We start from the raw sequence: 22470 nt of genomic DNA, 5'->3' as shown, positions 1-22470 counted from the left end.
TCATCGGCTCTTTTCCGCGGCCCGCTCGCTCCGGGCCCGCGTGCGGACCCAGGCGTGCACGTCCTCCCGTGCGACGGGGTTGACCTCGCGCGGGTTGACCAGGCGCTGCGTGTGGGAGCGCAGCATGCCGGGCCGCTGCCGCTGGGCGCGGGTGACGGTGCCGCCGCCGTCGGCCGGGATGCCGGTCGCGACGAGGTACACCTGCCCGGCGGGGATGTCCAGCCGCCGGGCGATCTCGCCGTAGCCGTGCCCCAGGGCCAGCAGCCGCAGCACCTGCTCCTTGCTCGGCATGTCGCCGCCTCCGCCTCGTCCTTCTCGTCCGTGGGTTGCAGATCGTCCCGTTCCCGGCGGCAGATCGGCGGAAAACCATCGACCCGCCCGTACGGGTGCATGGTCCGGCAAAGCGGCGGCGGCACTCGCACCTGCGGGGCCGGCACTGCGACCACGGCGCCCGGATCGACCCGCCGGCCGCGACGATCCCGCGGGCCGAGAGCGTGCCCGCGTGCGGGGGCGACACGACGTGGGCGAACCTGGCCGCCGCGTACGCCGGGCATCTCGCGCAGCCGCGCGTCATGCACCGGGTCATGCTGAGCGGCGAGGTCCCGGTCGGCGCGGACGGCCGCCCTCGGAGCCGATCGTCGGTCCCGCGCCCGGGACGTGGTGACCCCGGGCCCGGTCAGGAACGGCCGCGGCCGGTGATGGCGTCGCGGATGCGGTCCACCAGCCCGGCCCCGGGCATCAGCAGGCGGTTGCCCGGCGGGGTGTCCGGCGCGGAGGGGTGGGGCCGCGTCGGGGCCGTCTTCTTGGCCCGCTCGACCTTCGCGCCCAGCTCTTCGAGCTGTTCCTGGTCGCACGCCGCGCGCAGCCGGGGGAACAGTTCGTCCTCCTCCTCCCGGAGGTGGTGGCGGACCTCGGCCATGAGCCGGTCCAGCACGGGCCAGAACCGGTCGTCGCCGGGTTCCAGGTGTTCGAGGTCCTGCATCGTCCGCTCGGCCGCGGCGTGCTCGGCGATCTCTTCGTCGGCGATCTCGTCGCCGCCGGGCACGTGCTCGCGCACGGCCGGGTAGAGGTACTGCTCCTCGGCGACGGAGTGGCGGACGAGCTCGATGACGACGTTCTCGGCCAGCAGCTTGGGCCGCTCGCCGATGGCGCCCCGCATCTCTTCGAGCTCGGAGAACATCTGCTCGACCTCGCGATGGTCGTGCGTCAGCACCTCGATGACGTCACGCTGCTCGGCCATGTCGGCTCCCTCTTCGGTGTCCTGGGGCAGGGACCTCCTCATTCCCGCAAGATGTCCGGTTTATTTGGAATTCTCCGAGGTAGTGGCCCACGACGCCCGGCCGGCAGGGCGGGCGAAGACGCGACGTCCCGTGGGAGGTGAACATCATCCTCGTCGTGGCACTGGCCATCCCGATCCTGGCCCTGATCGGCCTGATGCTCATGCAGGTTCTGGAGGAGACACTGCTGGACTCCTCCGCCCCGGCATCCGGCCCCCGTACCCCCGAAGGCGTCTCCCCCGGAACCGGTTCCCCGGCTCCCGCGGACGTCGAACGCCCCGGCTCCCCCGCGAGCACCGCGAGCACCGCGGGCACTGAGAGCACTGAGAGCACTCCGCACGCCCCCCGCCGGCGCCCGCGCCACCGGACGCACCGGTCGCCGGTCCCGCGCCCGCGCCGTCCCGAGCGGCGGGCCCTCCACCCGGCCCTCCCGCACCAGACGGCCCCGGTTGCCGCCGCCTCGGTTTCCGCCACCCCGGTTTCCGCAGCCTCGGTTTCCGCGGATCCGGCTCCCGAGGCCCCGGTTCCGGTGGCCGCCGAGAGCGCCGCATGAGCGCAGCCCGGGGTCGCGCCGACGGCGCGCCCCGGGCTCACGCCCGCCCCGCGTCAAGGCTTCGTCAGGCGGACCAGGAAGCCGTCGTGGTCGGTGTAGCTCAGGCCGTACTTGCCGGTGCTGCCGAACGTGAGGTCGTTGCTGAAGATCACGTGCTGCACGTCCCCGTCGCCCTTGCGGATGTGGCCGCCCGGCACGCAGTTCTGGGCGTTCTCCGGGTCTGAGGTGTCGTACTCGAGGTTGAAGTCGCCGCCGACGACGGTTCTGCCCGAGATCCCCTCCGCCGACCTGATCGCCGGCACCGCGCTGAACATCAGCGCCTGGCACTGCGCCAGCGCGATCGGCTCGCTGGACGAGCTCAGGTGGGTGGCGCACGCCAGGTGGTCGCCGATCGCGTACGCGCAGGCGAACGTGCGCTTCTCATTGCCGCCGTCCTGCGCGGTGTACTCGCCCGCCCAGCCGTTGACGCCCTGCCACAGCGCGGCCGGGACCCGGCCGAGCACGGCGTTGCCGAAGCTGTCGCCGTTCGTGCAGGTGATAGGGGCGCCGGTCTGCTTGTTCAGCGCCGGGTAGAAGAGCGAGTACGTCCAGTCGTCCGGCCACGCCTCGGCGAGCGACGGCTGCAGGTAGGCCGGCAGGTCGCCGGCGCAGATCTCGTTGAGCGTCACCAGGTCGGGGGCCAGGTAGTAGATCAGGTCACCGCCCTCGTAGACGGCCTGGCCACCGGCGTAGCAGCCGGCGTGCCCGCTGTTGCAGAGGTTGAGCTGGAGCTCGTGGAAGCGGCGGGCGGCCAGCGTCCCCGCGCGCTCTTCCCGCGCCGCGCCGGCGGGGGCGGCGGCGCGGGCCCGGCCGGCGCGGGCGCGGGCGGTCAGCGCGGCGGCCTCGGCGCCCATCGGGGCGACGGCTCTGACGGGCTGCGGCCCGACCGTGACGGGGGCGGGCGCGGCGGCCGCCGGCGGAGCCAGGGCCAGGACGAGCCCGCACACGGCGGCCACGGCGGCCGTCAGGCGGCGGGCGGAACGCAGGATCCTCACAGGGCGTCGCCTCCTTCCGACGCGATCGATGGTGTCCGGCGGGAGGGCCGGGCGGTAGAGCCTTTACCTCTGACCGCAAACACGACAAATGCCGCATTTCTGGTTGACGGCCGGATGTCCCCGTGGTGTCGTACGAGGTGACAGGCGCAGTCAAGGCGTGAGGGACTGAATGGGGACGCTGAGGATCCATTTCACCGCCGCCGACCTGGCCCGTGTCACCCTCGCCGACCAGCCCGACCCCCTCTGGGAGGTCGTCTTCACCCGCTTCCGGCTCCGCGACCGGATGCGCCCGCTGACCTTCCGGCCCTGGTTCTCGGCCCTGCACGCCGAGCCGGCCAGGACCGCCCGCATGCGCCTCGGCGCGCTCCTGCTCGACGTGCTCGCCCCTGCCGGGCCGTACTTCCCCGACTTCCTCACCCCGTACGAGGCGGGCCGCGGCCTCGGCCACGGGCTGGAGGCGCTGCGCCGCACCCCCAGGCGGCGGCTGGCCACCGAACTCGGCCGGCTCGCCCGCCACCGGCCGCTGCCCGGCTGGGCCAGGCCGCTCGCCGAGGGCGACGCCGGCGCCCTCGCCGGGCTCACCGACGCCCTGCGCGACTATTACGCCGCCGCCGTCGCCCCGTTCCAGGAGTCCATCGACGCCGCCTTCGCCGCCGACCGCGAAAGCCGGGCGAGGGACGTGCTCGGCGGCGGCGTCGAGGCGCTGCTCGCCGGGCTCGGGCCGCTGATGCGCTGGACGCCGCCCGTCCTCGAGGTCGACTACGTCGTGGACCAGGACCTCGCGCTGGGCGGGCGCGGGCTGCGTCTCGTGCCGTCGTACTTCTGCCAGCGCGCGCCGCTGTCGATGGCCGACCCCGGGCTGCCGCCCGTGCTGATCTACCCGATCCAGCAGCGGCACCGGTGGCGGCCGGCCGCCCGGCGGGCCGGCGCCGCCGGCCTGAGCGCGCTCATGGGCGCCAGCCGCTCGGCCGCGCTGCAGGCGCTCGACCACGGCGCCACCACCACCCAGCTCGCCCGCATGCTGGGCGTCTCCCCCGCCACCGCCAGCCGGCACGCCACCGTCCTGCGCGAGGCCGGGCTGATCGAGACCCGCCGCGACGGCACCGCCGTCCTGCACACCCGCACCCCACTGGGGACGGCCCTGCTGGAGGGCGAGGTCACCGCGGGCCCGCCACCGGACCTGACGGCCGTCAGACGAAGGTGATCACCCGGGCCGGCTACGGCACCGGGCGCTCCTCCAGGGACAGCGGGGCGTCGGCCCCGGGGTTTTTCCTCCTCTCCCCCGGCATGGCCGCCTTCCTGGAGCGGACGGCACGAGCCCCGGGCCTTTACGTTGTAGATCAGGTCAGCGGTCGCTGGAGACCGCGCGATAGTGCAGGTCCTGCACGTACGGCGTCGCGCTGATCGCGTACGGCGAGACGACCTTAGCCACCGTCGCCGAGTTCCGGGTGACGGTGGCCGAGGCGGTGCCCGGCTTGAGCGGGAACGTCCTGGCCGAGACCCCGGCGGGAGCGTCATAGGTCTGCGTCGTGCCGCCGACTGTGACCGACACCTTGGCCGCGGCCGTGAGCATGCTCAGCACCTCGACCGTGTCACGGGCCGCGGTGCTGCCGCCGCGCAGCTTCATCAGCTTGGTCTGCGCGTACGTGGGCGCCGCCGCGGCCGGCTGGACGCGGTGGGTGAGGTAGGCCACGTCGTTGGTGATCTTCGGACAGCCGAGCTTGTAGCAGGTCAGGTAGTAGGCGTTGATGTCCAGGTAGGTCCATCCGGCGTTCCTGGAGGGGGCGAACTGGGTGTTCTCGGAGTAGTCGTTCCAGGTGGTGAGCTGCACCCAGTCGGCCTTGCCGTCGATCGCGCCCTTCCACGTGGCCCGCAGGTTCTCGGTGTTGCCGGCCTCGTCGAAGACGCCCTGGTTGGGCCGCTCGTCCTGGACGGACACCGGCTGCATCCAGATCTTGTCCAGGCCGTGGGCGGTGGTGATGTTGGCGGTCAGGTTGGCGTTCGCCGCGGGGTTGCGCCCGCCCCAGTTGGAGAAGCCGTAGCTGATCGGGGCGAAGGCGTCGCGGTTCTTGCCGAAGTCGAGGAAGCAGGGCACCAGGGCGACCTTGATGCCGTGCGCGCTCTCCATGGTCTTCATCCAGTCGGCCCACCAGGCGGCGCTCCGCCCCTCGGCCTTGAACGGCGCCACGACGAGACGGTTGTCGGCGAGCCGGAGGACCGACTTCGAGGCGGCCAGCTTGGCGATGGCCGCGGCGAGCGTGGCGGCGTCGACCGAGGCCAGGCCGTTCGTGTCCGGCATGAGCACGATCTTGAAGCCGGGGTCGACGGCCTCGGCGGCCTTGACGAGGTTCTGCACCCGCGTCCAGTGCGCGCTGGTCACCGACAGGATGTCCACGGTGAAGCCGTCCAGTCCGGCGGCGACGGCCTGCTTGACCTCGGTCTTGAGGTCGGCCAGCGCGTAGTCGCCGGTGAGGGGCGCGCGGCCGGTCGGCCGGTCGCGCAGGAGCCCGCCGTAGGCGGCGTGCTTGCCGCTCTCCCCTTCCGGCTTGAGGTAGTTGCGGGCGTAGTAATCGTTTTCCGGAGCGGCATTGTCGAGCGAGATCGGGTAGGGCGTGAAGTAGTGCGCGAACACCTTCTTGCCCGAGGCCCGCAGCGCCGCCGTGCCCGGCAGCGTGAACGGCAGCGGCCCGGCGGTCTGCTCGTCCCCGGAGCCCGGCGTGTAGGTGACCGTCAGCTTCGGCCCTCGGTCGCCGGTCTCACGGGAGGACATGAGCACGGTCGTGGTGTCGGAGGTCCCGGTGAGCGCGAAGTCGTAGGTGCCGTCGCCGTCCACGGCGGCGGAGACGTCCAGCTTGGCCGTCGCCCCGGCCGTGAACCCGGTGTGCGAGCCGACGACTGCGGAGCCCAAGGCCGGGCGGGTATTCCAGGTCGTGGCCGCCTCGGTCCACGCGCCGGTCACCTCGCGGGCGGAGACGGTGGTGGCGGTCGTCCTGGCCGAGACGACGTCCAGGGTGACCTTGACGTCCTCGGCGTCCGCCGGGATGCCGGTGACCTTGAAGCGGGCCAGGGCCAGGCGCTGACCCGCGGTGGCGCTGCCGCAGCCGGAGCCGCACACGCTCAGCCAGGTGGCGGTGGCGAAGCTCTTGGCGGGCTCGGCCTGGCTGACGAAGACGTCCTCCGTCGCGGCGAAGGTCACGCTGACCGGCGCGGCCGCGGACGCCCGCGCCGGGGTGACGGCGACGGTCCCCAGCGTGACCAGGGCGGTCACCGCCGTGAGCAGCGTCCGATGTGGGTTGATCATTGAGCTCCTTCTGCGTGGCGGCGGCGTTGTCACGGGCCAGGATGGAGCAAGATCGAACGGCATTCGGTGGTTTTGCACAAAACCCTCATTTTGGAACGTCACCATATTCCGACGGCGACAATTCAGTTGCGGAGCGTGACCATCCGTGCTGACCTGGCCAGGTGACACCGGATCGCCTGCTCCATGATCTGCGTACGATGACGGGCCGGGGCATCGCCGCCGGCGAGCTGGGGGCGGCGATCTCCGCGGCCATCCGGCCCTGGGTGGGCCACGACGCGCTGCGCCTGGTGGGCACCAGTCCGGCGACCGGGCTCGGGCAGGGGTCGTTCAGCTTCTGGCACCGCTACGAGGAGGAGCTGGTGCGGGCGCTGCTGGCCCACCGCTCCGCCCACGGCGACCCCTGCCGTCCGTCGGCCCTGGCCGCTCGGCCCGCCCCGGTCGGCATCGCCGGCGGGACGGCGCAAGGAGCGGCCGGCGGGGCGGCGAGACAGGGCGCGGGGGCGCGGACGGCGTTCGTCGCGGGCGGGGCCGCCGCGGAGCTCCGGCTGCTGCTGCGGGACGGCCACGGCGTGTGGGGGTTGCTCGGGCTGGTGCGCGCCGACGGCTCCCGCCCGTTCTCGCCGGACGACGTGCGCCGGGCGGTCCGGCTCGGCCCGGCGCTGATCGCGCTGCTGCGCCGGCACGTCACGGCGGGCCCGCTCACGCCGACCGTTCCCGCGCTGCCCGCCGGGCTGGTCATCGTGGCCGAGGGCCAGGGCATCCGCACGGTGACGCCGCAGGCCCGGGCCTGGTTCGATCGGATGAGCGGCCCGGACGGGCCCGGCACGCCGGGCTGGCTCATGCCGGCGCTGGTGACGGCCCTCGCGCTCGACGCCCGGGAGAACGCCAGGGAGAACGCCCGGGAGAACAGCAGCAGCGGGCCCGGCAGCGCGTCCGGTGGCGGGCGCCCGTTCGTGTGCGCGCCGCCCGCCGGCTTCGGCCGCTGGCTGATGATCGAGGCCCAGCCCCTGGACGCCGCGGGCGAGGGCGAGGTGGCCGTCGTCATCCAGTCGCCGGCGGGCGCGCTGGTGCTGCCCTCCTTCTGCGACTGGTACGGCCTCACCCCGCGCGAGCGCCAGGTGCTGGAGTTGTTGTGCCGGGGCGCGGCCCCGAAGCAGGTCGCCCGGGTGCTCGGCCTGTCGGCGCACACGGTCCACGACCACCTCAAGGCGTTGTTCCGCAAGACGGGCGCGGGCGGCAGGGACGAGCTCATGGCGGCGTTCACCGCCTGACGCCATCCCCAATGTTGGGGGGCTGTCCCGCGCGCCCGCGTTCCCGACCATGAAGGAGCAACACCAGCCACGAAGGAGGCACTCATGACCGCCACCCAGATCACCACCGAGGCCCGCCGCCACGTCGAGCGGTTCCTCGACTTCTCCGGCCACGTCGGCGGCCTCGCCGAGGACGACGTCCTGGCGCTGCTGCGCGAGCAGGGCATCAGCACGCTGCAGGAGCTGGTCGGCAAGGCGTTCGCCGCGCCCCGCTCGGCCGCGCCGGCGCCGATGGACCCCGCCCGGCTGCTGTCCGGTTCCGCCGGGACAGCGGCCGGGCGGCAACAGCCCGTCACCCACCGGGCGCCCGCCATGGCCGTCGTCCTCGACGGCGTCGAGCACGACCCGGCCGACCTGTCCCGCTACGACGGCCGGCCGCTCACCTACGTCTACGGGGCCGACCGGCTCGTCGCGCTCACCGACGACAGCGCGCTCAACGGCGCCGTGTGGGCGGCGGCGGAGCTGCGGGCCGCGATGGCCGACCCCCGTCCGCCGACGCAGGGCGAGGTGCAGATGTTCGAGCACGTCGACTACGGCGGCGACTGGTTCTGGCTGGCGGCGCGGCATGCGTACAACGACCTGACGGGCGTCCACCACGGGCCGCTGCACCTCCACGACTGGAACGACGAGATCAGCTCACTGGGCGGCACGAACTGCGCCGTCCGCTACTACGAGCACATCAACTTCTCCGGCAGCTCCTTCTTCGTCCCTCCGAACACCGACGTCCCCAACCTCGTCCTCACCGGCTGGAACGACCGGATCTCCTCCGTCTGGAACATCGGCTGACCGGGGCCGCTCACCGCCCGGGAGCCCCTTTGGCGCTGCCGCGGACCGCGGCGGACAGCAGTTCGCCCAGCTCGCGGGGCAGGGGCAGCCGCTCCAGCTCCTCCAGCGGCACCGGCAGGGGCAGCCGCCAGTTGGGGCGCAGGCCGTCGGCGCCGGGGATGTTGGTGCGGTCAGGCGCGGCGAGGGCGTCGTCCAGGGTGGCCGTCAGCAGCAGCGACGGCGCCTCGGCCAGCAGCCGGTAGGCGGCCAGGACGGCGTCGGCGGCGCCGGCGTCCGGTTCGAGACCTCCGTGGGCGGCGAGCGCGTCGCGCAGGGCGCGTGAGCTGTCCTCGTTGGGTTCGAGCCCGAGCCGGCGCTGCTCGGCCAGGTCGCCGCCGTCCCACAGGCCCGCCACCGTGGGCAGGTCGTGGGTGGTGACGGCCGCCATCGCCCGCTCCGGCCAGGCGGCGGGATCGTCCCGCTCGAACCAGAGCAGGCGGTAGGACAGCAGGTCGCGCCCGGCGAGCGTCTCACGCACGCCGGGCTCGACCGTCCCCAGGTCCTCGCCGACCACGGGCGCGCCGGCCCGGTGGCTCTCCAGGGCGACGATGTCGAGCAGGTCGCCGGCCGGGTAGCGGACGTAGAAGCCCCGGCCGGTGCTCTCGCCCGCCGGGATCCACCACAGGCGGAACAGGCCCATCACGTGGTCGATGCGCAGCCCGCCGGAGGCGGCGATGGCGGCGCGGACGCTCTCGGCGAACGGCGCGTACCCGGCCCGGCGCAGCTTCCACGGCACGAACGGCGGCAGGCCCCAGTCCTGTCCGGCGGTGTTGAACTCGTCGGGGGGCGCGCCGACGCTGACGCCCTCGGCGAGCAGGTCCTGCCAGGACCAGGCGTCGGCCCCGTCGGGGTCCACGCCGACGGGCAGGTCCTGCATGATCGGCAGCTCGGCGGCGGCCGTGGCGAGCTGCCGCCCGACGAGCCACTGCAGCCAGGCGTGGAAGCGGAGCCGGTCCGCGTGGTCGCGGGCGAAGCGGGCCACGGCGGGGCCGTCCGGGCGGCGGTACTCGGCGGGCCAGGACCGCCGGCTCGGCCCGTGCCGCTCGGCGAGGGCGCACCACGTGACGAACTCCTCCAGCGCCCGGCCACGGTCGGCCCGCCACCGCTCGAAGTCGCCGCCGGGCGGCGCGGCGGCGTATACGTCCTCCAGCGCGGCGAGCTTGAGCCGCCAGGCGGCGTCGCGATCGAGCTCGGGCCGGTCGTTGAGGGCGCGCCCGCGGGCCACGGTCTCCTCGTCCAGGACCGCCGCCGCGCCGGGCACGTCCTCGATCCGCAGGTAGAGCGGGCTGTGGAAGCGGCGGCTGGCCGGATAGTACGGGCTCGGCTGGACGGGGACGGCCGGCGCGGTGGCGTTCAGCGGGTTGACCAGGAGGAACCCGGCGCCGCGCCCCGCCGCCCAGCTCGCGAGCCGGCGCAGGTCGGCGAGGTCGCCGACGCCCCAGCTCGTACGGGAACGCGCCGCGTAGAGCTGCACGGCCCACCCCCAGGCCCGGCGGGCGGGCAGCCGGCAGCGGCCGGGGCTGACGATGAGCCGGTGCGCGGTGTCCTCGCCGGGGCGGCGCAGGGTGTGGTAGCCGTACGGCAGGTCGGGCGGGAGCGCGCCGTCGACGCGCAGCTCTGCGCCGTCCTCCAGGACGAGGTCGGCGCGTCCTACCTGGTCGCCGCGCCGCATCACCAGGGTCTCCGGCTCCCCCGGGCCGCCGCCGCTGATGCCGGGCGGGGCGCCGATGACGGCGCGCAGGGCGGCGACCGTCTCGGGCGGCACCCGCTGGTGACGGCCGGAGGCGTCCTCGTACTCGTGGTCGATGCCCCACGCGTCGGTCATCGGCTCAGCCTTCCAGGATCGCGACGGTGTCGGGCGGCAGGGTCAGGTCGTCCCCGGACAGCGTGATCCCGGGATCGGACGCGGCCAGCAGGCGGGCGCGGCCCCGGGCGGGCACGACCCGCGTACTGTCCCCGAGGTTGGCGGCGACCAGGACCGGGCCCCGCTCGACGGACACCAGCCCGGCGGCCTCGTCGCAGTCGGCGCGCACCCGGTCGAGACGGCCGTCGGTGAGCGCGGGCAGCCGCCGCCGCAGCGCGATCAGCTCGCGGTGCCAGGCGAGCAGCCCGGCGTACGGCTCCTCGGCCGGCTCGCCCCAGTTCAGGCGCGAACGTTCGAACGTGGCGGGGTCCTGCGGGTCGGGCACCTGTCCCGGCTCCCACCCGAAGGCCGCGAACTCCCTGCGGCGGCCCTCGCTGACCGCGCGGCCCAGCTCGGGGTCCTCGTGGTCGGTGAAGTACTGGAACGGGGTGCGCGCCCCCCACTCCTCGCCCTGGAACAGCATCGGCGTGAAGGGGGCGGTGAGCAGCAGCGCGGCGGCGACCCGCAGGCGGCCCTCGCTCATCAGCGCGCCGGATCGCTCGCCCCGCGCCCGGTTGCCGACCTGGTCGTGGTTCTGGGCGCACACGACGAACTGGTGGCCGGACAGCCCCGCCGGGGACCTCCCGTGCACCCGGCCGCGGTGCGGCGACCACGTGCCGTCGTACACCCATGCCTGGCGCAGGGCCTTGGCGAGCAGGCCGAGCGGGCCGAAGTCCGCGTAGTAGCCGTCGCGCTCGCCGGTCAGCGCCGCGTGCAGGGCGTGGTGCCACTCGTCGGCCCAGGCGGCGTCGAGGCCGTAGCCGCCGCTCTCGCGGGAGCGGACGAAACGGGGGTCGTTGAGGTCGCTCTCGGCGATGAGGAACAGCGGGCGGCGCACGTGCGCGGCCAGCTCCGCGACCTCCTCGGCGAGCCGCTCCAGCACGTGCGCGGCGGAGTGGTCGGCGATGGCGTGCACGGCGTCGAGCCGCAGGCCGTCGCAGTGGTAGTCGCGCAGCCACATGAGGGCGTTGTCGATGACGAACGCGCGTACCTCGCCGCTGCCCGGCCCGTCGAAGTTGACCCCGTCGCCCCAGTTGGTGGTGTGGCGGCCGGTGAAGTACGGGCCGAACTGCGGCAGGTAGTTGCCGGAGGGGCCGAGATGGTTGTAGACGACGTCCACGACGACGCCGATTCCGTGCGCGTGACAGGCGTCCACCAGGCGTTTCATGCCGTCGGGGCCGCCGTGGGCGTGGTGGGGGGCGTACAGCGAGACGCCGTCGTAGCCCCAGCCGCGGCGGCCGGAGAACTCCGCGACCGGCATCAGCTCGATCGCGTCCACGCCCAGCGCGGCCAGGTGCGGCAGGCGCTCGATCACGCCGTCGAAGGTGCCCTCGGGCGAGAAGGTGCCGATGTGCAGCTCGTACAGGACGGCGCCGGGCAGCGGGGTGCCGCGCCAGGCGGCGTCGGTCCAGGGGAAGGCGGCGTGGTCGACGATCCTGGAGGGCCCGTGCGGGCCGTGCGGCTGGTACGCCGAGCGCGGATCGGGCCGCGGCGGGCCGCCGTCCAGCGCATAGGCGTAGTCCGTGCCCGGCCCGGCCTCCTCCACCGTGCGCTCCCACCAGCCGCCGGCCGCGGGCCGCATGGGGAGGCGGCGCTCCCCCAAGACCAGCTCCACCCGTTCGCGCTCAGGCGCCCACACCCGGAACTCGTGCGCCACCCGTGCTCCCCCACTCGGCATCCATCCGCGGCGAACGCCTGGCGCTCCGTCCCGGTGCGGGCGGAAGCCGGGCGCGCCGGTTCCTACCCGCTCCCGCCTCCGGCAAGCCCTTCCCTCGATCTGTCGGTGGTGATCTCTAATGTTCGTGCCCATGACGACTGCTCAGCAGGCGCCCGAGCGCGCCTGCCCTCCCCCCGACGAGATCTCCGCGAGCCCGAGCGGATGGGACCGCCTCCGGCAGGCCGTCGCCGCCGGTGACACGGCGGCGACGGCCGACGTGGTGCTGCGGCTCGACGCGGACGAGCGCCGCGAGATCGCCGGCCGGCTGCGCGCGTACGCGGGCGAGGCGCGCAAGGCCGCCCACGCCCGGTACGACGCGGCCCATCAGCGGGCGGAGGAGGCGGAGGACCGGGCCATGCGGGAGTTCGTCAGTGAGCATGTGGACCGGGGGGTGACCGAGGAAATCGCGCAGCGCCGGTGGTGGGAGAGCGGCTACCACCACCACCTGCAGCAGGTCGACTGGCGCATGCGCAACGCCTGGATCGCGCCCCTCCGCGTCGCGGGGGCGGGCACACTGGGCGGCCCGGCCGCGGTCGCCGACTGGCTCCTCCGCCGCGACTTCGCCGAGTGGCGCGAGACGATGCCGATCGAGCCGCTGCTGCGGGTCGTCGCCGCCCGGCCCGCCGAATGGCAGGCCGACCTCGCCACGCGCCTGGCCGCCCGGCTGCGCGGCACCCGCGCCCAGCTCGACAACGGCGCCGCCGGGCTGGCGCTGGAGCTGCTGCGCCGCACCGGCGCCGAGCCGCCGGAGCACGAGCCGCTGGTCGTCGCCTGGGCGTCCATGGAGCCCCGTCTCGCCACCGACCCGCTCGCCCCGCACCTGATCCCCCGGCTGTTCGAGGCCGAGGGCGTGGGCCGGGCGCTGCGCGACGACCGGGCCGACGCCCCTGCCGGCCGGTCCTGGCTGCGCGCGCTCGCCAAGGCCTCGCCGGTCGGCCACGAGCAGCTCGTGGCGGGCTGCCTGAGCCGGTTCCTGCGCGGCGGCACGGCCGCCGACCTGCGCTTCTTCGTACGGCTGCACGACCTGCTCGATCCGGCCCCCGACCAGGAACGGGTCCGCGACTACCTGCGGCTGCTGCCCGCCGCCCCCGGCCCGGTCGCCGAGCTGGCCCTGCGGATGCTGCGCGGGCCCGGCGTCACGCTGAGCGGCGAGGAGGTCGGCGAGGCCGTGACGGCGCTGCTGTTCAGGCCCGAGAGCAAGCTCGTACGGGCGGGGCTGACGCTGCTCGACCGGGCCGCCCGCGACGCCGCCGGCGACCTCGACGAGCTGGCGCCGGCGCTCGCCTCGGCGTTCCTGTGCGAGTCGTACGAGGTGAGGGAGCGCGCGGTCCGCTGGGCCGTCAAGCACGCGCGGCGGCTGTCGGCCGCAGGCGCCGAGACGGTGCGGGAGGCGGCGGCCGTCCTGCCGCCCGACCTCGCGGCCCGCCTGACCCCCGGCTACGGCGCGGTCGAGACCGAGGCCGCGCCGGACGACGCCTTCGAGCCGGGCGAACTGCCGGTGTTCGACGCGCCCGGCCGCCATCCGGTCCGCCCGGCGATGGAGACGCTGGCCGGCACCTTCAACCGGCTGGATCACGAGTTCGCCTTCGAACGCTGGCTCGACGGCTTCGTCCGGCACCCGCACGCCAGGAGAGCGCCGGACGAAGTGACGGATCTGCCCCGGGTGAGCAAGTGGTTCAACCTGGAGCAGTGGACGGAGGCGCTGCTCCGCGCCGCCGCCGGGGAGGACATCGCCGCCGAGGGGCGGCTGTCCGTCCCGGCGCCGGTCGCGCCGCTCTACGGGGCCCTGATGCGGCGTTGCGCCGAGGTCCACGCCGCGCTGGTGGAGGGGACGCTGCCTCCGTACCTGCTGGCCACGCCCACCTGCACCTCCGGTCACCTCGACCCGGCCGAGCTGGTGGCCAGGCTCGAAGGCTACGAACGTGACGGCGTCCGGCACCTGCCCGACGACCTTGGGCAGGCGCTGCTGAGGCTGCCGCGCGCGGTGGACCCCGATGTGGTGGCCCGCGCGGGCCGGCTGACCTCCGAGGCGGGCGCCACGCTGGCGCGCTGGCTGACCGACCGGCCCGAGCCCGTCACGAGCGTCGAGTGGCCCGCGACTCCCGGCGGACGCCCTCAGCCGCTCGTCCGGCACGAGCCGACCGGCATCGCGTTCGTGGACACGCTGTTCCGCGATTCGCCACGCCGCCACTGGGTGAGCTACCACCAGTCGGCGTGGTGGCTCGTGCTGCCCTCCGACCGGGAGGTCCTGGCCATGCACCTCGTCCCCTATCTGTACGGCGACTGGCAGGGACCGGGCAGGCTGCGGACGGAGATCTCCAGGCTCTGCCACCAGGAGGGGCCCGTGGGCGAGGGCATGGCGCTGCTGCTGGGCAGCCTGCTGGGCGCGGACGGCTGGGCCGCCGAACGCTGCAGGGAGCCGCTGCTGCGCGCGGTCGCCACAGGCTCCCTGCCCGCCGTCGAGTGCGGCCGGCAACTGGGACGGTGCCTGCGCCTGCTCGACGACGTCAAACCCGTCGTGGTGGTGCGGGCCCTCGACGAGTGCGCGCGGCAGAGCGCCCACCGGGAGGTCTGGCAGATCATGAGCGGCCTGCTGCCGATCTACCTGCCGGAGCAGGGCGAACGGGCCACCACCGCGCACACCCGGATGCTGGAGCTCGCCGCCGACGTGGCCGGGTGGGCCGGCGCGCGTGGCGTGATCCCCGAGGTCGCGGCCATCGCCGCGCGCACCGGGTCGAGCGGGCTCGTCCGCGCGGCCCGCCGGCTGCACGGGCAACTCGCGCAGGAGGACGCCCGCCCCGGCCGCTGACCGTCACGCCCGCCGGCCGTCAGCCGCCCTGGGTCCACACCGTCCGCCAGCGCGAGCACTTGCCGGTCGGCCGCGTGGCGGTGCCCCGGCAGACCTGGATCCTGATCTGCAGGACGCCGCCGACGTTCTTGCGGAACGTACCGGTGCCCGGCACGCAGTTGTAGATCCCGTGGGTGCGCCAGCGGCCGTTGCGGGCGCTCTGATACTTGATCACCGCCCACGAGCAGCCCTTGCCGTAGGTGTCGTCGAGGTTGCCCGTCACCGCCAGGCCCGACTGGCCGACGACGACCTTGCCCCAGGCGGTGGCCATGCCGTCGGTGGAGCGGATGGCGCCCCACTTCCAGCTCGTGGGCGCGGCGGCGGCGGGCTGCGCGGACGCGGTCAGCGCGACGGCGGCGGCGACCGCGGCGGTGGTCAGGGCGCGGATCAGCAGAGGTCTCTTCACATGTCCCAGAGGTACCGGGGCCGACTTGCGGACGGCTTGGAAGCGAGCGGCACCGGGCGGCCACCGGGGCGGCACCGCTAGAAGGCGAACCCGCCGGGACGTCCGTTGCGGTCGGCGATCAGCCCGGCCAGGGTGGCGACGGCGATCTCCGGCGGGGTGCGGGAGCCGATGTTGAGCCCGATCGGGCGGTGGACGCGGGCCACCTCCTCCGGCGGCACGCCGAGGTCGGCCAGCGCCCGCACGTGCGGGCCGGAGTGGCGGGGGCTGCCCATGATGCCGATCCAGCGGGCCGGCGACTTCAGCAGGTCGCGCAGGACGCGGCCGATCTCGTCGCGGTGGTGGTCGGTGAGCACGACGTCGGCGGTGGCGTCCACGTGCTCGCCGACCTCGCGTACGGCGGGGAAGCCGTCGAGGCCGCGCGCGGGGTCGGGCTCCAGCAGGACCGGCCGGAAGCCCAGCTCGGCGCCGAGGCGCAGCAGGCACTCGGCCACCGGGGAGGCGAAGACGGCGACCAGCGTGCGACCTGGCTCGCCGCCGGTCTCCTGCACGGGCGCGTCGCCGTGGGCCGCCTCGCAGGCCGGGTCCTCGTCGTGGGTGTGGGTCATGTCCGCAGTGTGACACGTGACGACGGGCCGCAGGGGGTGCCCTGACCGTCCGGCAACGATTCCATCACGGGGTGAATATCCGGCGCCGGCCGGGAAGTAGCCATGCCGGTTATCCCCGGCTGGGGCCCATGGAAGAGGCCGCAGCCGAGGGCCCTCCCGGAGGTTCCTGATGACGCGCCCGCACCCCCCGACCGGCCCCGGCGCCGATCACCCCACCCCCGCCGACGGGCCCGCCGGCAACCCAGGCGGCGCGACCGGCGCCCCAGACAGTGCAGCCAGGGGTGAGGCGTACCGGCAGCTCGCGGACGACGCGCGTGGTGAGCCCGCCGCCTCGCTGGCGCGGCGCGGTGAGGCCGAAGCCTACTTCGGCCGTCCCGGACGTGCTCTGACCCGGCACCCGTTCGCGTTCGGCTTCACCGCCGCGCTGGGCGTGCTGAGCGCGTGGCTGCTGGTGCAGGCGCTGGCCGCGTCGGCGTCGGTGCTGATCCTCATCGTGGTCTCGCTGTTCCTCGCCATCGGGCTCAATCCCGCCGTACGCCGGCTGGAGGAGCGCGGGCTGTCGCGCCAGTGGGCGATCGCGGCGGTCTTCACCGCCGTGATCATCTTCTTCGTCGGCTTCGGCGTGGCCGTGGTGCCCCCGCTGGCCACGCAGACCGGCGACTTCGTCACGCAGCTCCCCACCTACATCGGCGAGCTCCAGAACCATCCGCAGATCCGCGCGCTCGACCAGCAGTACCAGTTGCTCGACCGGCTGCAGCAGTACCTGCTCAGCGGCGATCTCGGACGGCAGGTCTTCGGCGGGCTGCTGGGCGCGGCCGGGGTGGTGGTCAGCGCCGTGTTCTCGGCGCTGACGGTGCTCATCCTGACGTTGTACCTGCTGGCGTCGCTGCGCTCGATCACCTCCCTCGGCTACCGGCTGGTGCCCGCCAGCCGCCGCGAGCGCGTCCAGTTGCTGGGCGACGAGGTCATCAAGCGGATCGGCGGCTACGTGGCGGGCAACCTGCTGATCTCGCTGATCGCGGGCGTCACGACGTTCGTCTTCCTGTCGATCGCCCGCGTGCCGTACGCGCTCGCGCTCTCCCTCATCGTGGCGATCACCGACCTGATCCCCCTGGTCGGCGCCACGATCGGGGCGGCCATCGGGACACTCGTCGGGTTGTTCGTGTCGGTGCCGACGGGCATCGCCTGCCTGATCTTCTTCATCGTCTACCAGCAGATCGAGAACTACCTGATCGCGCCCCGGATCATGATGTCGTCCGTGGACGTGCCGGCCGCGGTCACCATCATCGCGGCCCTGATCGGCGGGACGCTGCTCGGCGTCGTGGGGGCGCTGCTGGCCATCCCGATCGCGGCGGCGATCCAGCTCGTCCTGTACGAGGTGACGCTGCCGCGACAGGACCGGCACTGATCGACAGGTGTAACCGGACAACTACTGTGGGTATTCGTGGTCTGTCAGCCAGTTTTCACCCATAGGAGAAGTCATGCGTCGCGTTCTGCTCGTTCTCGCCCTCGCCGTCGCCGCCGCCCTGGTGACGCTGTTCCTGCCGCCGGGGCGGCGCTGGATGAAACGCTGATCGGCCGGAGATCTGGGCGGCGCGCCGCTCGTACGCGCGGCGCCGGCTCAGTCGTCCGCAAGTGCCCGCTCGCCGGCCGGGTCAGCGGCCGAGCCGGGTGCTGACGCCCGTGACGAGCCGGCCGAACAGCCAGGTGGCCAGCCGGTCGGGCAGGGCGACGGCGCCGCGCAGGGCGGCCTCGCCCTGGAACGCCGTACGCGGCCCGGCGGTCGCGACGCCCCGGGTGGCGGCGGCCGAGGCCAGGGCGGCCCGTCGCCTGCGGGCGCGCTCGTAGGCGGGCAGCGCGGCGGCGGCGTTCGCGCCGGTGGCTCCCTCGAGGACCTGGCTCAGCGTCGCGACGTCCTCCAGCGCCTGGCCCGCGCCCTGGGCCAGGATGGGCGGCATGGCGTGCGCGGCGTCCCCGATGAGCACGCTTCGCCCGCGCCGCCAGGGAAGGGAGGCGCGGCGCCGGGTGTGCGGGAAGAGCTGGAGGTCCTTCTCGGACAGCGCCGCCAGCAGGGCGGGGACGGGCGGGCCGTAGCTCGCGTACCGCTCGCGCAGGGCGGCCAGGGCGCGCTCAGGGTCGGCCTCGTCGCCGGGCCGCCATCGCAGGTCGATGAGCCATTGGAGCATGCCGTCGCCCGCGGGGAGCAAGCCGACGAGGCCGTGGCGGCCGAGGAAGAGCAGGGAGCGGGAGCCGAGGTCGAAGGGGGCGGGGATCAGTCCCTGCCAGGAGGCCGCGCCGGTCGGGCGGGCGCCGGTCCCCGGGGCGGCGCCGAAGAGGGCGGCACGGACCGGGCTGTTGACGCCGTCGGCGGCGATGAGCAGGTCGGCGACGTGCTCCGTGCCGTCCTCGGTCTCGGCGCGGACGGTCCGGCCGTCGTCGTGGAGCCGGGTGACGCGGGCGCCGAACCGTACGGTGTCCTCCGGCAGGCCCTCGGCGAGCCGGGCGATCAGGGTGCGGCGGGGGATGACCATCGTCGGCGCGCCGAGCTCGCGTTCCAGCCGGGCGGTGTCCACCGTCATCACCGGCCGGCCGCAGGCGCTGCGGGCCTCCAGGACGTCGAGCCGCCGGCCCAGGCCGTCCAGGGGGACGCCGAGGTCGCGCAGGACGGTGGTGCCGTTGCTCCACAGGATGATCGCGCAGCCGCCGTCGCGCAGCGCGGGCGCGCGTTCGAGGACGGTGACCTCGTGTCCCGCCGTCCGTAACCCCCTGGCCGCGGCCAGCCCGGCGATGCCGGCTCCCACGATGACGATGCGCATGACCCATCCCTCTACGGTTAGTAGTACTACATCCAGTAGAGCAGAAGGGGTCCGCGGTCCATGATCCGGATGCGGCGTCGGCCGGGTCAGCGCAGGAGGGTCGCCACCGTCACGGCGGTCAGCACCGTCGCGAGGGGGATGGCGGGAAGGACGGCGGGCGCGTACGCGAGCACCAGCGCTCCCCCGGCGCCCCCGACGGGGACCGCGGCCAGGACCGTCAGGTCGCGCAGCCGGGCCCTCTGCGGGCCGCCGACCGTGATGAGCGCGGCGACGACGCCGGTGAGCGTCCCGGTCAGGTACGTCGTCGACACCTTGTGGCCGCCGCCGAGCCCGCGCATCGCCGCGCTCTGCAGACCCATCGCCCCGGCCGCCAGGGCGAGCAGCCCGTGCAGCGGGACCGGAGCGGGCCGGGCGCCTGCCACCACCCAGCCGGCGGCGAACACGGCGAGCACGGCCAGCTCCGCCGCCAGCGCCGCGATCACCCCTCGCGGGCACCTCCAGCGGGCCCCGGCCGCCGCCTCCCGCCTGCCGCGGAAGCGGCTCGTGAGGCGGGTGCCGGCGAGGACGCCCGCCACGTAACCGCCGATGGCCGTGGCCCCCGTCAGGAGCTGAGCGAAGGCGGCGGTGCCGATCGCGAACCCGCACACCACCAGGTTGCCGGTCATGACGCTGCTGAACACGCCGCCGAGCCGGGCGAAGCCGGCCACGTCCAGTGTCCCGGTGCCGACCGTGAGCGTGACGGCCAGCACGGTCAGCCACCCTCCGCCGCCGGCCGGTGGGCCGCCCTGGGGCGCGGCCTTGTCTCCGGCCGGATGATCGCCGCCGGCCGGTGGGACCGGGTGCGGCGGACCGCCGGGCATCAGCCGGGCGCGGGCGTGCGGGCGCCGGGCATCGTCCCCGCCACGATGAGCCTCATCCTCGCCTCCGCCTTCGTCCCGCTTCCGGAGCTTTACCCCGCCCGCCAGGACGGGCCGATCCGGCGGGCGCGATCATTGCCGGGTCTTTGCGCGGGCGCCGGTCAGGAGGGCGGGCTCACGTAGTGGTGCAGGAGCGCGGGCTCGCCGGCCGCGTTCAGCCAGGTGGCGCGGCTGCTGCCGGTCCGGCGCCAGCCGGAGCGCTCGTAGTGGGCGATGGCCGCCCTCCCCTCGGAGGAGACCTCCAGCGTGACCGGCCGCCCCCCGGCGGCGGCGCGGACGGTGTCGAGGAGCAGCCCGGCGACCCCCCGCCCCCGCGCGGCCGGGACGACGAACAGCCGGGTGACCTCCAGGTCGGCGGTCAGCCCCACGTGCCCGAGCACCGCCGCGTCCTCGGCGGCCACCCACGCCCGTTCCAGCTCGCGAGGCGTCAGCCAGCCGCCGGGGTCGTCCGGCCAGTCCACGGGGTAACGGTCGGCGGTGCGCACCTCGGCGAGGGCCTTGACGCACGCCTCCAGGTCGCCGGGGGTTCTCGGGCGGATCAGCACGCGGACCAGCGTAGAGCGGCGGCCCGTGGTCAGCGGAACCGGCCCGCGATCTGGTCGAGCGCCTGGTCGATGAGCTGGCGGAAGTCGCGTTCGTCGTTGCCTGAGCACCACCACTGGGTGGCGACGCGCATGGCGGCCAGGAACGCGGCGGTGATCACCTCCGGCTGTACGCCGGCGGGCAGGGCGCGGCCGGCGACCGCCTCGGTGAGCTCGTTCTCCAGCCGGACCCTGACGGCGAGCTGCCGGGCCAGCAGGGAGGGGTGGCGCATGGCGAGGCGGGTGCGGACGAGCAGCTCGCGGTCGCCGCCGCCGGCCTCGTCGTAGAGGACCTCCAGGGCGGCGCGCAGCGCCTGCCAGGCGGTCAGCTCGGGCGGCATGTCGCGTACGCGCCGCACGAGCGTGCCGAAGCGCTGCTCGTCGCCGTACAGGAGGGCGTCCTCCTTGCCGGCGAAGTAGTTGCTGAACGTGCGGCGGGAGATGTTGGCCGCGTCGGCGATGGCCTCGACGGTGACGTTGTCGAGTCCGTGTTCGAGGGTGAGCCGGAGCGCTGCCTCGTGAACCGCCTGGCGGGTCTCGGCCTTCTTGCGCTCGCGCAGCCCTGGCGTGCTGCTCATGATGGAAAGAAGTCTACCCGCCGGGAATATATGCCCAGTGCGCAAAGTTTCCCGATGTGCATGTAAGGTATCGGGGTCCCGCGATCCGGGATCATCCCCTGACGTTCGTTCCCCCACAGGAGGTTGCGCGTGAGCGCACAGCCGGCAGCGCCGTCCGCGGCGGAGCCGATGACCCATCGGCAGGTACTCGAAGCACTGAGTGGCCTGCTGCTCGTGCTGTTCGTCGCCATGATCAGCGGCACCGTCGTCTCGGTGGCGCTCCCGCAGATCATCGGCGCGCTGAACGGCAGCCAGTCGCAGTACACCTGGGTCGTCACCGCGTCCCTGCTGGCCTCGACCGCCTCGACCCCGATCTGGGGCAAGCTCGCGGACCTGTTCAACAAGAAGCTGCTGCTCCAGATCGCCATCGTGATCTTCATGGTGTCCTCGCTGGCCTGCGGCTTCGCCCAGAACACCGGGCAGCTCATCGCCTTCCGCGCCCTCCAGGGCCTCGGCATGGGCGCGCTGCAGATCCTCGCCCAGGTCGTCATCGCCGCCATGATCAGCCCGAAGGAGCGCGGCCGCTACAACGGCTACCTCGGCGCGGTCATGGCCGTGGCCACCGTCGGCGGCCCGCTGCTCGGCGGCTTCATCGCCGACACCTCGTGGCTCGGCTGGCGCTGGTGCTTCTTCATCGCGGTGCCGTTCACCGTCGCCGCCTTCGCGCTGCTGGCCAAGACCCTGCACCTGCCCACCGTGCGCCGCACGGACGTGACCATCGACTACTGGGGCGCCGCCCTCATCGCGGCGGGCGTCAGCGTCCTGCTCATCTGGGTGACCTTCGTCGGCAACTCCTTCGACTGGCTGTCCTGGCAGACGGCCGCCATGGTCGGCGGCGGCGTGGTGCTGCTCGCCCTGGCCACGTTGGTGGAGTCCAAGGTGCGCGAGCCGGTCGTGCCGCTGCACGTCGTCCGCCGCCGCGACCCGGCCCTCGCCATCCTGGCCAGCCTCGCGGTCGGCATGGCGATGTTCGGCGGCGCGGTGTTCCTCGGCCAGTACTTCCAGATCGGCCGCGGGTACGGCCCCACCGCCGCGGGCCTGCTGACCATCCCGATGATGGTCGGCGTGCTGTTCTCCTCGACGATCAGCGGCCGGATGGTGTCCAGGAGCGGGCAGACGAAGCCGTACATCCTGGTCGGGCTGGTCGTGCTGCTGGCGGGCTTCGTCGGATTGTCGACCATCGACCACGAGACGTCGCTGGTGCTGGTGTCGCTGTACATGCTGGCCGTCGGCGTCGGCGTCGGCATGTCCATGCAGAACCTGGTGCTGGTCATCCAGAACACCGTCCCGCTGCGCGAGATCGGCGCGGCCAGCGGCGCGATCACGTTCTTCCGCTCGCTCGGCGGCACGGTCGGCGTGTCGGTGCTCGGCGCCATCCTGGCCAACCGGGTGGCGACCAGCATCGCCGAGGGCCTCGCCAAGGCGGGCATCCCGGTCACGGGAAGCAAGGCGGGCAGCAGCCTCAACATCGCCGAGATGCCCGAAGCGATCAAGCCGATCGTCCGGGCCGCGTACGGCGACGCCACCGGCCACATCTTCCTCGTCTCGGCGGGCATCGCCGTGGTCGGCCTGATCGCCGCGGCGTTCCTGCGGCCCGCCAAGCTGCGCGACAGCCTGGACCTGCCCGACCCGGCCGGCGAGGCCGCCGAGCAGGAGGTCGCGGGCAAGGCCTGAGACCCTCGACATCAAGGCCGCGTCCCCTGTGGGGCGCGGCCTTCTTCTTTGTTCGGAAACTCTCCGAAACTTTCAAGAGCGGCCGG

The 22470-nt window shown here is 74.2% G+C and carries 20 protein-coding genes; 8 read left to right on the top strand and 12 right to left on the bottom strand.

Translation table 11 applies throughout. The annotated features are described in order from the left end of the window. Complete coding sequence (locus SMD20_RS07190) at positions 1 to 291, bottom strand: hypothetical protein (RefSeq protein ID WP_329576589.1); 291 nt, start codon at positions 289 to 291, stop codon at positions 1 to 3. Between the two features lie 385 nt (positions 292 to 676). Beyond that, positions 677 to 1240 (bottom strand): hemerythrin domain-containing protein, encoded by a 564-nt coding sequence (locus SMD20_RS07185; protein ID WP_329576586.1) that lies wholly within the window; start codon positions 1238 to 1240, stop codon positions 677 to 679. A gap of 155 nt (positions 1241 to 1395) precedes the next feature. On the opposite strand from SMD20_RS07185, the gene SMD20_RS07180 reads away from it, so the two are divergent. Further along, entirely contained in the window at positions 1396 to 1830 is a 435-nt protein-coding gene (locus SMD20_RS07180) for a hypothetical protein (protein ID WP_329576583.1), read from the top strand. A gap of 53 nt (positions 1831 to 1883) precedes the next feature. Here SMD20_RS07180 and SMD20_RS07175 read toward each other — a convergent pair whose 3' ends face one another. Beyond that, positions 1884 to 2864 carry an endonuclease/exonuclease/phosphatase family protein gene (locus SMD20_RS07175; protein WP_329576580.1) on the bottom strand — a complete coding sequence of 327 codons (981 nt, stop codon included), beginning with the start codon at positions 2862 to 2864 and terminating at the stop codon, positions 1884 to 1886. A gap of 169 nt (positions 2865 to 3033) precedes the next feature. Here SMD20_RS07175 and SMD20_RS07170 point away from each other — a divergent pair, with 169 nt between their 5' ends. Next, entirely contained in the window at positions 3034 to 4068 is a 1035-nt protein-coding gene (locus SMD20_RS07170; protein WP_329576578.1) for an ArsR/SmtB family transcription factor, read from the top strand. Between the two features lie 141 nt (positions 4069 to 4209). Here the strand turns inward: SMD20_RS07170 and SMD20_RS07165 are convergent, their stop codons facing one another. Beyond that, the gene (locus SMD20_RS07165; RefSeq protein WP_329576575.1) at positions 4210 to 6165 is read right to left on the bottom strand and encodes an endo-1,3-alpha-glucanase family glycosylhydrolase; all 1956 of its coding nucleotides are present in this window, start codon (positions 6163 to 6165) and stop codon (positions 4210 to 4212) included. Positions 6166 to 6326: 161 nt separating this feature from the next. On the opposite strand from SMD20_RS07165, the gene SMD20_RS07160 reads away from it, so the two are divergent. Beyond that, the gene (locus SMD20_RS07160; RefSeq protein ID WP_329576572.1) at positions 6327 to 7436 is read left to right on the top strand and encodes a helix-turn-helix transcriptional regulator; all 1110 of its coding nucleotides are present in this window, start codon (positions 6327 to 6329) and stop codon (positions 7434 to 7436) included. 84 nt (positions 7437 to 7520) lie between these two features. Then, positions 7521 to 8261, top strand: a complete 741-nt coding sequence (locus SMD20_RS07155; protein WP_329576569.1) for a peptidase inhibitor family I36 protein — start codon at positions 7521 to 7523, stop codon at positions 8259 to 8261. A gap of 10 nt (positions 8262 to 8271) precedes the next feature. On the opposite strand, the gene malQ is transcribed toward SMD20_RS07155, so the two are convergent. Then, a complete protein-coding gene (gene malQ / locus SMD20_RS07150) occupies positions 8272 to 10125 on the bottom strand; it encodes a 4-alpha-glucanotransferase (RefSeq protein WP_329576566.1) in 1854 nt (617 codons plus the stop codon). A 4-nt stretch (positions 10126 to 10129) separates the two neighbouring features. Beyond that, positions 10130 to 11881: a malto-oligosyltrehalose trehalohydrolase gene (gene treZ, locus SMD20_RS07145; protein ID WP_442942452.1), complete on the bottom strand. Its 1752-nt coding sequence runs from the start codon at positions 11879 to 11881 to the stop codon at positions 10130 to 10132. Positions 11882 to 12011: 130 nt separating this feature from the next. Between treZ and SMD20_RS07140 the strand changes: the two genes are divergently transcribed. Further along, positions 12012 to 14729: a hypothetical protein gene (locus SMD20_RS07140; RefSeq protein WP_329576558.1), complete on the top strand. Its 2718-nt coding sequence runs from the start codon at positions 12012 to 12014 to the stop codon at positions 14727 to 14729. A gap of 19 nt (positions 14730 to 14748) precedes the next feature. Here the strand turns inward: SMD20_RS07140 and SMD20_RS07135 are convergent, their stop codons facing one another. Then, positions 14749 to 15174, bottom strand: a complete 426-nt coding sequence (locus SMD20_RS07135) for a hypothetical protein (protein WP_329576555.1) — start codon at positions 15172 to 15174, stop codon at positions 14749 to 14751. Between the two features lie 77 nt (positions 15175 to 15251). Further along, positions 15252 to 15779: an XdhC family protein gene (locus SMD20_RS07130; protein ID WP_329576552.1), complete on the bottom strand. Its 528-nt coding sequence runs from the start codon at positions 15777 to 15779 to the stop codon at positions 15252 to 15254. Positions 15780 to 15948: 169 nt separating this feature from the next. Here SMD20_RS07130 and SMD20_RS07125 point away from each other — a divergent pair, with 169 nt between their 5' ends. Further along, positions 15949 to 17187 carry an AI-2E family transporter gene (locus tag SMD20_RS07125; protein WP_329576549.1) on the top strand — a complete coding sequence of 413 codons (1239 nt, stop codon included), beginning with the start codon at positions 15949 to 15951 and terminating at the stop codon, positions 17185 to 17187. A gap of 247 nt (positions 17188 to 17434) precedes the next feature. Here the strand turns inward: SMD20_RS07125 and SMD20_RS07120 are convergent, their stop codons facing one another. Both SMD20_RS07120 and SMD20_RS07115 read right to left on the bottom strand, forming a co-directional pair. Next, a complete protein-coding gene (locus SMD20_RS07120; RefSeq protein ID WP_329576546.1) occupies positions 17435 to 18595 on the bottom strand; it encodes an FAD-dependent oxidoreductase in 1161 nt (386 codons plus the stop codon). 86 nt (positions 18596 to 18681) lie between these two features. After that, the gene (locus tag SMD20_RS07115) at positions 18682 to 19344 is read right to left on the bottom strand and encodes a YoaK family protein (protein ID WP_329576543.1); all 663 of its coding nucleotides are present in this window, start codon (positions 19342 to 19344) and stop codon (positions 18682 to 18684) included. Between the two features lie 63 nt (positions 19345 to 19407). On the opposite strand from SMD20_RS07115, the gene SMD20_RS07110 reads away from it, so the two are divergent. Next, the gene (locus tag SMD20_RS07110; RefSeq protein WP_329576540.1) at positions 19408 to 19635 is read left to right on the top strand and encodes a hypothetical protein; all 228 of its coding nucleotides are present in this window, start codon (positions 19408 to 19410) and stop codon (positions 19633 to 19635) included. Here SMD20_RS07110 and SMD20_RS07105 read toward each other — a convergent pair. Then, positions 19614 to 20057, bottom strand: a complete 444-nt coding sequence (locus SMD20_RS07105) for a GNAT family N-acetyltransferase (RefSeq protein ID WP_329576538.1) — start codon at positions 20055 to 20057, stop codon at positions 19614 to 19616. The two genes, SMD20_RS07110 and SMD20_RS07105, sit on opposite strands and share 22 nt — an antisense overlap. Positions 20058 to 20086: 29 nt before the next feature. Next, complete coding sequence (locus tag SMD20_RS07100; protein ID WP_329576536.1) at positions 20087 to 20671, bottom strand: TetR/AcrR family transcriptional regulator; 585 nt, start codon at positions 20669 to 20671, stop codon at positions 20087 to 20089. Positions 20672 to 20839: 168 nt separating this feature from the next. Between SMD20_RS07100 and SMD20_RS07095 the strand changes: the two genes are divergently transcribed. Further along, the gene (locus SMD20_RS07095) at positions 20840 to 22384 is read left to right on the top strand and encodes an MDR family MFS transporter (RefSeq protein ID WP_329592465.1); all 1545 of its coding nucleotides are present in this window, start codon (positions 20840 to 20842) and stop codon (positions 22382 to 22384) included. The last annotated feature ends 86 nt before the right edge of the window (positions 22385 to 22470 follow it).

Source organism: Nonomuraea sp. LP-02 (assembly GCF_036289125.1).
GTDB lineage: Bacteria > Actinomycetota > Actinomycetes > Streptosporangiales > Streptosporangiaceae > Nonomuraea > Nonomuraea bangladeshensis.
This window is presented reverse-complemented; position numbering and strand designations above follow the sequence as displayed.